We start from the raw sequence: 12,420 nt of genomic DNA, 5'->3' as shown, positions 1-12,420 counted from the left end.
AGGTCGCGTCCGGCACACCTGGGCCGTCGGCTGGAACTTCCGCCCAGGCTTTGGCAGGATGCCCGCCCGCACGCCGCACGGAGCCTTTCCTTCCGCTCCGGACATCCATCTGACCTGCTGGTACGGGCCAACCATGCGCAGTGCAGGGCCCGTGAAGGCGTCGTGCAGACTGGCTGTATGCGAATCGAACTCGCCACCGTCGCCGGTAGCGCTGAACGACCGAACGAGGACTGGGCCGCCACCGCGCTGCCCGCTTCCGGCCAGGGCGGGACGCTGATCCTGCTCGACGGAGTGACCCCGCCGCAGGGTGACGACGGTTGTGTGCACTCGGTCCCCTGGTTCACCGCACGGCTGGGCGGCTCACTGGTCGAACTGTCCGGTTCGCGACGGGATCTGACCCTCCAGGAGATCCTGGCCGAGTCCATCCGGCACACCGCCGATACACATCGCTCCTCGTGTGACCTTTCTCACGCGAGGACGCCGCAGGCGACGGTCGTCATGGCGCGCTGGGACGAACACGGGATCGAGCACCTGGTGCTGTCTGATTCCGTACTGTTGTTCGAGGCGCCGGACGGAACCGTGCACCCCCTCCTCGACGACCGGCTGGACCGCCTGCCGCCGGGCTCTCTGGCCGACGAAGCGATCACCGACGCGCAGGTACGCAACAAGGAGGGCGGCTTCTTCACCGCCGCCGCCGACCCCTCCGTGGCGGCCCGCGCGGTCGTCGGGCGCACCCCGCTCGGCCAGGTACGGGCGCTGGCCGCGCTGACCGACGGGGCGGCCCGCTGGACCGAGATGTTCCGCGCCGGCGACTGGGCGGACTGCCTCGGGGTGCTCCACAAGGAAGGCCCACAGGGACTGATCGACCGCGTCAGGGCGCTGGAGGGCGCGGACACGGAGCGCACGTATCTGCGCCGCAGCAAGACCCACGACGACGCGACGGCGGTCTACGCGGTGCTGTGACGGCGCACCGGGGAGGGCGGGCCGGGGCGTCAGTCCTCGGCCCGGGCGTTCAAGTGGTGCAGCAGCCGGGCCAGTTCGGCCACCTCGGTCCGGTCCCAGTCGGCGAGCTTGCGCACATAGCGGTCGCGTCGGGCGTCGCGGACGCTGCGGTAGCGGGCCAGCCCCTCGGCGGTGAGGTGGACGAGGGAGGCCCGGCCGTCGGCCGGATCGGGCTCGCGGGCCACCAGTCCGAGGGCCTCCAGAGCACGCAGTTGACGGCTCATGGTCGCCTTGCCGACCCCGAAGTAGGCCGCGAGATCGGTGGCCCGCTGCTGCCCGGCCGACTCCAGCCGTACGAGAAGTCCGTATGCGGCGGCCTCCAGTTCGGGGTGGACCTCGCGCGCCATTTCCCCGGAGTTGGCCCGCGCCCGGCGCAGAAAGACGGCCAACTCCCGTTCCAGGGCAAGGAATGCGTGGTCCACACCACTTTCTCCGTTCGCGCCGGGTTCACTACCGCTTCCGCTCCCGTGCACGTCAACACCCCTCATGAGCTTTCCTGCCGCTGAAAGTTTCTTTCGCCGCTGGTCATCGCCGCAGCTTGGCCAGTATTTCGCAGGCGTAGACCAACGGCAGCACTCAGGCCCCCTTCCGCAGCGCGGGTCTACGTGCGTAGCTTCATGCATGGCATGTTCACACCATGACATGCCGACAGGGGTTCGCCCGGCGTCCCCCTGGGATCAGCACGTCCCCCCACCAAGGCCTCGGAGGCACTCACATGCCGGTGCTCAGATCCAGATCCGGAACATCCCGCCGCTCGCGCTTCGCCGCGGCCGGCACCCTGCTCGCAGCCCTCTCCCTCCTCCTCGCCCTGCCCGGCGCGGCGAGCGCCGCGGGCACCCACGACACCGCCGCCGCGACCAAGAAGCCCGCGCGCGGCACGGCCACGATGGGCATGGGCGTCGTCGCACACGACGGCCAGGGCGGACTGCCGCGCGACACCCGCGCCGTCCAGACCGAAGGCGTGGACGTCAGCGGCCACCAGGGCAACGTCGACTGGGCGACCCTCTGGAACAGCGGCGTGAAGTGGGCCTACACCAAGGCCACGGAGGGCACGTACTACACGAACCCGTACTTCGCCCAGCAGTACAACGGCTCGTACAACATCGGCATGATCCGGGGCGCGTACCACTTCGCCACCCCGGACACCACGAGCGGCGCCGTCCAGGCCAACTACTTCGTGGACCACGGGGGCGGCTGGTCGAAGGACGGCAAGACCCTGCCCGGCGTGCTCGACATCGAGTGGAACCCGTACGGCGCGCAGTGCTACGGCAAGACCCAGGCGGGCATGGTGTCCTGGATCCGAGACTTCGTGAACACCTACAAGGCGCGCACCGGGCGCGACGCGGTCATCTACACCGCGACCAGCTGGTGGCAGACCTGCACCGGGAACAATGCGAGCTTCGGCGCCACCAACCCGCTGTGGGTGGCCCGCTACAACACCACGGTCGGCGAACTCCCGGCCGGCTGGAGCTACTACACGATCTGGCAGTACACCTCGTCCGGCCCCTACGTCGGCGACCACAACCACTTCAACGGCGCCCTCGACCGCGTACAGGCCCTCGCCAACGGCTGAGCCGGCCTGCCGCGCCCGCCCGGTCCGACGCTTCGCACAGCAGAGCCCCGGCGACCCGCCCAGTCGCCGGGGCTCTTCCCTTTTCGCGCCCCCTGACCAGGCATTTCACCCTCCGAGCCGACAGCGAAGTCCCCATATACACCCGTGTATACGTCGTGTGTATAGTCCTTCTCTGCCGCACACCGTGCGCCTTGTTCAGCTACGGAGGAGTGACCCGCCTTGTCCATGAAGACGAAGTCGATCGGTACGGGGTTGGCCGCCGCTCTTGTGACGGCACTCACTCTGACGCTGAGCGGCTGCTCCATGCAGACCACGGCGCCGGCCTCCGCGCGCGGCGACGCGGGCTCCGACGCCAAGGGCTCCTTCGGCCCCGTGGACTGCCGCAAGGCGAAGTGCATAGCCCTGACCTTCGACGCGGGACCGGGCGAGGACACCCCGCATCTGCTGGACATCCTCAAGGAGAAGAAGGTGCACGCGACCTTCTTCCTGCTGGGCAAGAACCACGTCAAGAAGCACCCCGACACCGTGCGCAGGCTCGCCGCCGAGGGGCACGAGGTGGCCAACCACACCTGGTCCCACGAGATCCTGACGGACAAGAAGCCCGCCGAGATACGCGCCGAGCTGGAGAAGACGCAGGACGCGATAGCGGAGATCACCGGCAAGAAGCCGCGCCTGATGCGCCCGCCGCAGGGCCGTACCGACGACACCGTCTCGGACATCAGCAAGGACCTGGGGCTCTCCCAGATCCTGTGGAGCGCGACCGCCAAGGACTACTCCACGACCGACTCGGCTCTGATCAAGAAGCGCATCCTGGACCAGGCCGGCCGGGACGGCATCATCCTGCTGCACGACATCTACAAGGGGACGGTGCCCGCCGTACCGGGCATCATCGACGCGCTGAAGAAGCAGGGCTACACCTTCGTCACCGTCCCGCAGCTGATGGCGCCCGCGGAGCCGGTCCCGGGGACCATCTACCGCCCCTGAGCCGTACGTCCCGAAAAGCGAGACCTCCAGGCGCACGCGGAACGGCCCGCCCACCCGTTGCCGGGAAGGCGGGCCGTCCGTACCGGTCGCGCACGTGGTGCCACGCCCGTCACGCCATGGCGCCTACGCCGCGGCCGGGATCCTCTCCTCGGGCCTGGCCGCGGAGGCCGGGGCGAGGGCGATCTCCAGCACCTGGCGGACGTCCGTCACCGGGTGGACCTCCAGGGTGTCCAGGACCTCGGCCGGGACGTCGTCCAGGTCGGCCTCGTTCCGCTTCGGGATCACCACGGTGGTGATCCCGGCTCGGTGCGCGGCCAGCAGCTTCTGCTTCAGGCCGCCGATCGGCAGCACCCGTCCGGTGAGCGAGACCTCACCGGTCATCGCCACATCCGTACGGACCAGCCGTCCGGAGAGCAGCGAGGCCAGCGCAGTCGTCATGGTGATGCCGGCGCTCGGGCCGTCCTTCGGGACCGCGCCCGCCGGGAAGTGGATGTGCACGCCGCGGTCCTTCAGATCCGCGACCGGCAGCTCCAGCTCCGCGCCGTGCGACCGCAGGAAGCTCAGCGCGATCTGCGCGGACTCCTTCATGACGTCGCCGAGCTGACCGGTGAGGGTCAGTCCGGACGCCCCGGTCTCCGGGTCGGCCAGCGACGCCTCCACGAACAGCACATCACCACCGGCACCGGTCACCGCGAGTCCGGTGGCCACGCCCGGCACCGCGGTGCGGCGCTCGGCCGGGTCCTGGGCGGACTCGGGGACGTGGTGCGGCCGGCCGATCAGACCGCGCAGATCCGCATCGGTGACCGTGAACGGGAGTTCCCGGTCACCCAGTTCGTGCTGGGCCGCGACCTTGCGGAGCAGCCGGGCGACGGCCCGCTCCAGGTTTCGTACGCCCGCTTCACGGGTGTACTCACCGGCCAGCTTGCGCAGCGCGGACTCGTCGAGCGTCACCTCGTCCTTCTCCAGACCGGCCCGCTCCAGCTGGCGCGGGAGCAGGTGGTCGCGGGCGATGACGACCTTCTCGTCCTCGGTGTAGCCGTCGAGCCTGACCAGCTCCATACGGTCGAGCAGGGCCTCCGGGATGGCTTCGAGCACATTGGCCGTCGCCAGGAAGACGACATCGCTGAGGTCGAGTTCGACCTCCAGGTAGTGGTCGCGGAAGGTGTGGTTCTGCGCCGGGTCGAGGACTTCGAGGAGGGCGGCGGCCGGGTCGCCCCGGAAGTCGGAGCCGACCTTGTCGATCTCGTCGAGCAGGACGACCGGGTTCATCGAACCGGCCTCCTTGATGGCCCGGACGATACGTCCCGGCAGGGCACCGACGTAGGTACGCCGGTGGCCGCGGATCTCCGCCTCGTCCCGTACACCGCCGAGCGCGACGCGGACGAACTTGCGTCCCATGGCGTGCGCGACGGATTCACCGAGCGAGGTCTTGCCCACGCCCGGCGGACCCACCAGCGCCAGCACGGCACCGCCGCGCCGCCCGCCGACGACGCCGAGACCGCGCTCGGAACGCCGCTTGCGTACCGCCAGGTACTCGGTGATCCGCTCCTTCACGTCCTGCAGGCCCGCGTGCTCGGCGTCGAGGACCGCCTGGGCGCCACGGATGTCGTACGCGTCCTCGGTCCGCTCGGTCCACGGCAGTTCGAGGACGGTGTCGAGCCAGGTCCTGATCCAGGAGCCCTCGGGGCTCTGGTCGGACGAGCGCTCCAGCTTGTCGACCTCCTTGAGGGCGGCCTCACGGACGTGCTCGGGAAGATCGGCGGCCTCGACGCGGGCCCGGTAGTCGTCGGACTCGTCTGCGCCGGAACCAGGACCGCCATTGAGATCGGCGAGCTCCTTGCGTACGGCTTCCAACTGGCGCCGCAGCAGGAACTCGCGCTGCTGCTTGTCGACGCCCTCCTGGACGTCCTTGGCGATGGACTCGGCGACGTCCTGCTCGGCAAGGTGTTCACCGAGCCACTGGATGGCGAGCTTCAGCCGGGCGACCGCGTCCACGGTCTCCAGGAGCTGCACCTTCTGGGCAGTGGTGAGGAAGGGTGAGTAGCCGGAATTGTCGGCGAGCGCGGAGATGTCCTCGATCTGCTGGACCCGGTCCACGACCTGCCACGCGCCGCGCTTCTTCAGCCAGCTGGTGGCGAGCGCCTTGTACTCCTTGACCAGCTCGGCGGCGGCTCCGGGAATGGGGTCTCCCCGGCCGAGCTTGTTCGAGGCTGGGGAAGGATCGGGGACGACCGCGTCGACCCGTGTCCCTTCCACCCAGAGCGCGGCACCCGGTCCGCTGGTCCCGGCCCCGATCCGTACCCGGCCACGGCCGCGGATGAGCGCGCCCGGATCCCCGTCCGAAAGCCGTCCGACCTGTTCGACGGTGCCGATGACACCGGTGCCGGTGTACGTCCCGTCGATCCGCGGCACAAGAAGCACCTCGGGCTTGCCGCCGCCCTCGCGGGCTGCGGCCTGTGCGGCTTCCACGGCAGCGCGTACGTCGCTGTCGGACAGGTCCAGAGGCACCACCATCCCGGGCAGCACGACCTCGTCGTCGAGCGGCAGCACGGGCAGGGCGAGCGGAGTGACCGCATCGGACTCGGTAGCCATGATCTCCCCTTCGGCAGTCAAGTTGAGTTATGCAGACTCAATGCTCCTGAGCCACCTATTGTTCCCCGATGCATGTTCGCTGTGAGCGATCGGCCCCGATCCGGGGTCGCCGGAGAAGCACCCGCGCCGGGAGGTCGTCGACGCGATCCGCTACGTCGTGGACACCGGCCAATACCGTTGCTTGAGCTGCTGAAGTATCGCGGGCGTAAGGGTGATGACCGCCCTCACCCTCATGACCCGCCCCATCACCCGCTGACCGGCCACCCTCCGTCACCGCGCCAGTCGCCCAACAGCTCTTGACGAACCCGCAGACCGGAAACAACGTCTCAGGCGCGGCGGACCCGCAAGAGCCATGCTGCCGTGCCGGCCAGCAGAGCGAGCATCGCCAGGTTGGCCAGGAGGGCCGGGGCGTCGCCCGCCGGGCCGCCGCCGGCCAGGTTCCAGGTGGCGATGACGGCGCTCGGCAGGACGGCGGTAAGCAGTACGCCGGTGGTCTTCTGGACGGCGGTCCAGTGCACCGAGGTGCAGAGAAGTACCGCGCCGGTGACGCGGAACAGGACGCCGAACAGCGGCCCGGGGAGGTCGGGGAAGACCATCATGAAGGGCAGCGAGAGGGTGAGCATCAGGAGCGGGACCAGGGGGTGCACCTTGCCGCGCCGGGCGGGTGCACCGGCACCGCTCCGGGCCGAGGCCCCGGCGGCCCCGTTCCCTGCCTCGGCCAGCGCCGTTGCCGCGATCGTGCGGGGGTCCCCCAGCTCCGCGAGGATCTCGCCGATCGCGGCGTCGGGACGCTCGGCGCGCGTCACCTCAATGTGTTCGGCGAGGTCGGCGAGGAGTTCCTGGCGACGGTCGGCGGGGAGTGCGGAGCCCTCGCGCTCGACGGCGGAGAGGTAGTCGCGTACGGGGTCGGCAGAGGTCTTCATGCGAGGTCTCCGGTGGAGGGGTGCGGGGTGGTCAGGAAGGCGTCGACGGCGTTGCGGAAGCCGGGCCAGACGCGGGTGAACTCGTCGAGCGCGGCCCGGCCGCTGTCGGTGAGCGCGTAGTAGCGACGGGGTGGTCCGGAGGCAGATTCCTGCCAGGTGGTGGCGACCAGGTCGTCGCGGCGGAGCCGGGAGAGCAGCGGGTAGACCGTGCCCTGGCTGGTGGCCAGGGCGCCGGAGTCCTCCAGGGCGTGGAGGAGTTCCACGCCGTAGCGGGGGCGGTCCCGCATCAGGGCGAGTACGCAGTACTCCAGGACACCCTTGCGCAACTGGGCGGCTGCCCGGGCCTGCTTGGCCGAATCACCTGGTTCCATGCGATGCAAGATACCTGGTGAGGCAAGCGGGTGGGAAAGGGGGGCGGATCCCCTTAACCCATCAGACCGGCGATGCTGGTACCTACGACCTTCCGGGTCGTGGGCGCGCCGAGCGCGAACGCGGCGGGGATCGTCAGCAGCGCCGCGAACCGCACCCGGTCCATCGCGATCAGCACCGGCCGCTTGCGGCGGAACTCCACCCACGGGCCGAGCGGCACCGCCACGGCCGCGCCCACCGCAGCCCCCACGGAGGAGAGCGCGGCGACCTCGGCCGGTCCGGCGTGCAGCACCTGGATGGCGATCAGCGGGAACGCGCCGAAGGCGAGCCACGTGCCGAGCGCGCTGGTCCCGTACGCTCCCCAGCGCCACCCGAACCGCCGCCCCAGCCGGTGCCCGCTCCTCATGCCCGCCGCCCCTCGCCACTCACTCGCACAACCGATCCGCGATCGGAAGCATCAAGGCGGGCGCCACACCCGGGGATCAAACAACCGCAGGACCGCCTGGCCACAACCAACGGTTGTGGCCATAGGGTGCCGACATGGATCTCGACATCGTCCGGACCTTCGTCGCCGCCGCCGGCGCGGGGCAGTTCCAGGAGGCCGCCGCCGAGCTGGCGGTCACCCAGCAGGCCGTCTCCAAGCGCATCGCCGCGCTGGAGCGCAACCTCGGCGTGCGGCTGTTCACCCGCACCGCGCGCGGTGCCGAGCTCACCATCGACGGGCAGGCGTTCCTGCCCCACGCGCGCGAGCTGCTGCGCGTCGCCGAGCGCGCGGTCGCGTCCGTGTGCCCCGGCCGCCGTCCGCTGCGCGTCGACGTGATCGCCTCGCGCGGCGCGGCGTCGGGCCTGATGCGCGAATTCCACCGCGCGCACCCCGAGATCGAGCTCGACGTGGTGTGGCTGTTCGACATCGAGACGGCCGTCGCCGCCATCCGGTCCGGTGCGATCGACGCGTCCTTCCGCGCCGTCGCCGTGCCCGGCCGGCCCCTTCCCGAGGACATCGAGTCCGTCCGGGTGCTCGACGAGCCGCTCCAGCTCCTCACCGGCCCCGCCCACGCGCTGGCGGGCGCCCGGTCGGTGACCGTCGCTCAGCTCGCCGAGCACCGGATCTGGATGCCTGGCATCGTCCCCGGTACCGAGTGGGCCGCCTACTACGACGACCTCGTCGCCGAGTTCGGCATCACCATCGAGGCGACCGGCCCCAACTTCGGCTCCGACGCGCTCCTCGACACCGTCGCCGACACCCCGGCCCTGGCCACCTTCATGGGCGGGCAGACTCGCCTCGTCTGGCCCGCCGGCCTCGGCCTGCGCCGCATCCCGGTGACCGACCCGACGCCCGTCTACCCGCACTCGCTCCTCTGGCACCGCGACAACCCCCACCCAGCGCTGGCCACCCTCCGCGCCCACCTCGCCGCCACAGCGGCCGGCCACGACGCCGCCGGGACCTGGGCGCCGGGCTGGGTGATTCCGCGCTGAACGCCGCCACGTCTTCGATCATCGTGGTCGGATCGACGGACGGTGACTCGAGGGCGAGACAGACAGTCATGCGGCTCAGCGCGAAAGGCGATCAAGACCGACCGGGCTCCAGTCCGGCATGCCGTCGCACCTCCGGCCCGGCGGGACTTTGCGCAGCCCCGGATCAAGGCATCCCCTCTCGGTGATCCCGGCGGATCATGACGTACAGATCGACCTGCCACTGCGAGTTGGACGGAACACCGGGCAGAGTGCCGGTATGAACGACGACCGAGGAATGAATCCGGACGGCACCATCCGGCGGGAGGGCTCGCTGAGCCGGGTGCCGGCGGCCTTCGCCCCCGTGGTGGCGGCGGCCCGCGCCCGGATCGCCGAAGCGTTCGGCGCCGCGCGGCTGCACAGCGCGTACATCTACGGCAGCATTCCGCGCGGCACGGCCGTTCCCGGTGTCTCCGATCTGGACCTGCTGCTCGCCCTGCACACCGGGCCCACGGAGGCCGACGAGGCGGCGGCCCGGGCCGTCGAGGCCGGGCTGGACGCCTCGTTCGGCCAGATCGACGGCGTCGGCATCCTGCTGTTCGGCGCCGACACCCTCACCAGCGAACTCGAACGCAATGACCTCGGCTTCTTCCTCGCCTGTCTCTGCACCCCGCTGCTGGGCGAGGACCTCGCCGTACAGCTTCCGCGCTATCGTCCCACCCCGCTGATCGCCCGCGAGACCAACGGCGACCTCTACCTCTCGCTCCCGCGCCGGCAGCGGAGGGCCGCCGAAGCCACCACGGACTCCGAACGCCGAAACCTCAGCCGCGGCGCCGCCCGCCGTATCGTCCGGTCGGGCTTCACCCTGGTCATGCCGCGGTGGGGCGGCTGGACCAGCGATCTGGTGGAGTCCGCCGAGGTGTTCGCCCGCTACTACCCGGAGCGGATCGAGCAGATGCGGGTGGCCGCGCGCACGGGCCGCGCTCCCTCCGCCGACCCGGCCGTCCTCGCGATGCTCATCGACGATCTGGCGCCCTGGCTGGCAGCCGAGTATCTCGCGGTGCACGGCGAGAAGGCCCCACGCCCCTGACCACCACTCCTGTGACCGCACCGGCCCGGCGCAGCAGCGGCCAGCAGGCCACGCCCAGCAGCAGCGCCAGCGGATGGCCCCAGTTGGCGAGGGGGTTGCTGAGTTCGAACAGATCGCGCAGCAGCATCGCACCGACCCCGCCGAGCACCAGCCCCCGGAGCCACGGCGTGAGCAGCCCGGCGAGCGCACCCACGCTCGCCATCAGCCCGAAGCTGATGCCGTAGTCGAGTCTGTGCAGCGAGGACTCCGGCAGATGACCGGCCACCACGGACAGCCCGACCGGGATCTCCGTGGCGAGCGTCGCCGCGACATGACCGAGCAGGAACACACCGGCGGTGCGCCACCCCCCGATGCGGCGTTCCAGGGCGGTCAGCACAAGAGCGAAGCCGAGGACGTACGGGGAGGTGAGCCCGCCGACGACCCACAGGGCACTGGCGGCCAGGACGAGGAGCGGGGTCTCGCCGAGGTGCGCGACATCCGTGCTCGATTCGCGCAGTACGGCGGAGACGGTGTCCGGATCGGCGTACTCCATGAAGAGGGACGTGGCGACGAGCACCAGCAGATACCCGAAGGTGAACGGGGTACCGGTGGGCGTCGGCAGCAGCCGCAGCCACCGGCGGGCCTTGCGATCCGCAGGAACGGCGGGCTCTTCCGTACGGCGCTGACGCGGTATGGCGTCGAGCAGCGGCGCCGAGAGCTCTTCTTCGCGAACCGCCCCGTCCGTACCCTGATGCACCGTGCGAGGCCCCTTTCCGTACCGGCCCCCGAAGCAACGTTCCACCCTCCGTGATCGTCCCTCGCGCCGTCTATGGCGTGAACCACATGAGTCACGTATGAACCGACTCGGGTCCGGTGCTCGATAGAGGGAGTGTGAACCTGTTGCGCCCCCCGGGGGAGGACCGAAATGACGACGACGCGCTGCTGCGTGCCGTCGCGCAGGGGGATACGGCGGCCCTGGCGACGCTCTACGACCGGCACGCCGGCTGGCTGCTCGCCCGGCTCAGCAGACGGTGCGCGGATACCGAGACCGTACGGGAAGTCCTTCAGGACACCTTCGTGACGGCCTGGCGCTCCGCCGGATCGCACCGCGGGGGGCAGATCGGCGGTTGGCTCTGGGTGATCGCCTCGCGCCGGCTGGTGGATGCGCAGCGGGTCCACGCCCGCGCCGATCTCGCCGCACGGGCCGAGGCCGAGCGGGCCGGGAGCAAGAAGTGGGCAGCCGCCGCGCCGTCCGCCGAGGAGCGGGTGCTGGCCGGTCTGGAGTACGGGGATGTGGGCGCCGCACTCGACCGGATCTCGCCGGAGCTGCGCGAGGTCCTGCGCGCGACGGTCATCGACGGGCTGACGACCCGTGAGGCGGCCCGGCTTCTGGACATACCGGAAGGAACGGTCAAGACCCGGGCAATGCGGGCCAGACGCGAGCTGCGCGCCGCGCTGGAACTGCTGGCGCCGGAAGCCGGTCCGCTGGGGGGCACGGCATGAGGGGAGGCGACGGTATGACCCACTGGCATGTGGGCGGAGAACTGGCCGACCGGTACGCAGCCGGTTCGGTGGCGGAGACGGATGCCTGGTCCCTGGAGAAGCACGTGGAGACGTGCGTGGGGTGTGCGGCACGGGTCTCGGCGGCGGTACGGGCACGGCAGGAGGTGGCGGCGCTGCTGGACGGGGTGCGGGCGGGGGTACTGGCCGCGGTGGCGGCGGAAGGGACACCGGAAAGTCGGCCCGTCCGGAGCAACCGGGTCCGTTCCCTCGCGTCCGCAACCGAGGCCGTCCTGAACGATCGCGTCCGCCTTCCCGGGTCCGCCACCCGCACCGGGCGTCTGCTGTGGGCCGCCGGACCCGCACTGCGCGGTGCGTGGCTGCTGGCGCTGGTGCTGGTGGCCGTAGGTGCCCTCACTCTGGCGTACGGGGCCGGGCTCGGCGCGGCCACACGGCCGCTGCTCCTCGTCATCGCGCCGGTGCTGCCGGTCGCCGGGGTCGTCGTCTCCTACGGACGGCACACGGACCCGATGCACGAGATCACCGCCGCCACCCCGTCCGGCGGGCTGCGGCTGCTGCTGACGAGAACCGCCGCGGTGCTCGGCGTGAGCATCCCGGCGCTCACCCTCGCCGGGGCCGCGCTGCCCCCGTCCGCCGGGGGGCCGGGCCCAGCGGCATGGCTGCTGCCGGGGCTGGCGATGACGCTGGCGGCGCTCGCCCTCGGTTCGTATGTCGGCTGCCGTACCGGCGCCTCGTCCGTCGCCGTGGCCTGGGCTGCCGCCGTGCTCCTGCCTGTCTTCGCCGCCTCTCCCCCGGAGATCGGCGAGCCTGCGGCCGAAGCCGCGAAGTACTTCGCAGGGCCCGCCGCACAGGGCGGCTGGGCGGCCGGGGCGCTGGTGTTCGCCGCGCTGCTCGCCGCACGCCGTAGATCCTTCGACCATCTGGAGACGTTGTGA

General features: G+C 71.0%; 12 protein-coding genes and 1 pseudogene. 7 read left to right on the top strand and 6 right to left on the bottom strand.

What is annotated here, in order from left to right:
* Positions 1-177 precede the first annotated feature (177 nt).
* The gene (locus ACZ7IB_RS04930) at positions 178-963 is read left to right on the top strand and encodes a hypothetical protein (RefSeq protein ID WP_470909208.1); all 786 of its coding nucleotides are present in this window, start codon (positions 178-180) and stop codon (positions 961-963) included.
* Between the two features lie 29 nt (positions 964-992).
* Here the strand turns inward: ACZ7IB_RS04930 and ACZ7IB_RS04925 are convergent, their stop codons facing one another.
* Positions 993-1,490 carry a MarR family winged helix-turn-helix transcriptional regulator gene (locus tag ACZ7IB_RS04925; protein WP_470909206.1) on the bottom strand — a complete coding sequence of 166 codons (498 nt, stop codon included), beginning with the start codon at positions 1,488-1,490 and terminating at the stop codon, positions 993-995.
* A gap of 227 nt (positions 1,491-1,717) precedes the next feature.
* Here ACZ7IB_RS04925 and ACZ7IB_RS04920 point away from each other — a divergent pair, with 227 nt between their 5' ends.
* Entirely contained in the window at positions 1,718-2,575 is an 858-nt protein-coding gene (locus ACZ7IB_RS04920) for a lysozyme (RefSeq protein WP_470909204.1), read from the top strand.
* A 225-nt stretch (positions 2,576-2,800) separates the two neighbouring features.
* Positions 2,801-3,559: a polysaccharide deacetylase family protein gene (locus ACZ7IB_RS04915; RefSeq protein ID WP_470909525.1), complete on the top strand. Its 759-nt coding sequence runs from the start codon at positions 2,801-2,803 to the stop codon at positions 3,557-3,559.
* A 123-nt stretch (positions 3,560-3,682) separates the two neighbouring features.
* Here ACZ7IB_RS04915 and lon read toward each other — a convergent pair whose 3' ends face one another.
* From lon to ACZ7IB_RS04895, 4 genes and pseudogenes are all read right to left on the bottom strand, one after another.
* Positions 3,683-6,151 (bottom strand): endopeptidase La, encoded by a 2,469-nt coding sequence (gene lon / locus ACZ7IB_RS04910; protein WP_470909202.1) that lies wholly within the window; start codon positions 6,149-6,151, stop codon positions 3,683-3,685.
* Positions 6,152-6,477: 326 nt separating this feature from the next.
* Positions 6,478-7,074, bottom strand: coding sequence for an HAAS signaling domain-containing protein (locus ACZ7IB_RS04905; RefSeq protein ID WP_470909200.1), 597 nt, complete (start codon positions 7,072-7,074; stop codon positions 6,478-6,480).
* A complete protein-coding gene (locus tag ACZ7IB_RS04900) occupies positions 7,071-7,445 on the bottom strand; it encodes a PadR family transcriptional regulator (RefSeq protein ID WP_470909198.1) in 375 nt (124 codons plus the stop codon). Before ACZ7IB_RS04900 ends, ACZ7IB_RS04905 begins: the two co-directional genes overlap by 4 nt.
* Positions 7,446-7,543: 98 nt before the next feature.
* A pseudogene (locus ACZ7IB_RS04895) lies at positions 7,544-7,849 on the bottom strand (MFS transporter); the annotation flags it as partial.
* A 134-nt stretch (positions 7,850-7,983) separates the two neighbouring features.
* On the opposite strand from ACZ7IB_RS04895, the gene ACZ7IB_RS04890 reads away from it, so the two are divergent.
* Together ACZ7IB_RS04890 and ACZ7IB_RS04885 are read left to right on the top strand one after the other, a co-directional pair.
* Positions 7,984-8,919 (top strand): LysR family transcriptional regulator, encoded by a 936-nt coding sequence (locus tag ACZ7IB_RS04890; RefSeq protein ID WP_470909196.1) that lies wholly within the window; start codon positions 7,984-7,986, stop codon positions 8,917-8,919.
* A 256-nt stretch (positions 8,920-9,175) separates the two neighbouring features.
* Positions 9,176-9,985: a nucleotidyltransferase gene (locus ACZ7IB_RS04885; RefSeq protein WP_470909195.1), complete on the top strand. Its 810-nt coding sequence runs from the start codon at positions 9,176-9,178 to the stop codon at positions 9,983-9,985.
* Here the strand turns inward: ACZ7IB_RS04885 and ACZ7IB_RS04880 are convergent.
* Positions 9,912-10,721: a rhomboid-like protein gene (locus ACZ7IB_RS04880; protein ID WP_470909194.1), complete on the bottom strand. Its 810-nt coding sequence runs from the start codon at positions 10,719-10,721 to the stop codon at positions 9,912-9,914. The genes ACZ7IB_RS04885 and ACZ7IB_RS04880 overlap by 74 nt on opposite strands.
* Positions 10,722-10,855: 134 nt before the next feature.
* Here ACZ7IB_RS04880 and ACZ7IB_RS04875 point away from each other — a divergent pair, with 134 nt between their 5' ends.
* Together ACZ7IB_RS04875 and ACZ7IB_RS04870 are read left to right on the top strand one after the other, a co-directional pair.
* On the top strand, positions 10,856-11,467 hold the full coding sequence (locus ACZ7IB_RS04875; RefSeq protein ID WP_470909193.1) for an RNA polymerase sigma factor: 612 nt from the start codon (positions 10,856-10,858) through the stop codon (positions 11,465-11,467).
* A gap of 14 nt (positions 11,468-11,481) precedes the next feature.
* On the top strand, positions 11,482-12,420 hold the full coding sequence (locus ACZ7IB_RS04870) for a zf-HC2 domain-containing protein (protein WP_470909192.1): 939 nt from the start codon (positions 11,482-11,484) through the stop codon (positions 12,418-12,420).

It is taken from the genome of Streptomyces sp. NPDC037301, from assembly GCF_055602785.1.
Note: the sequence above shows the minus strand (reverse complement) of the source record. Positions and strands in the feature narration are given on the sequence as shown.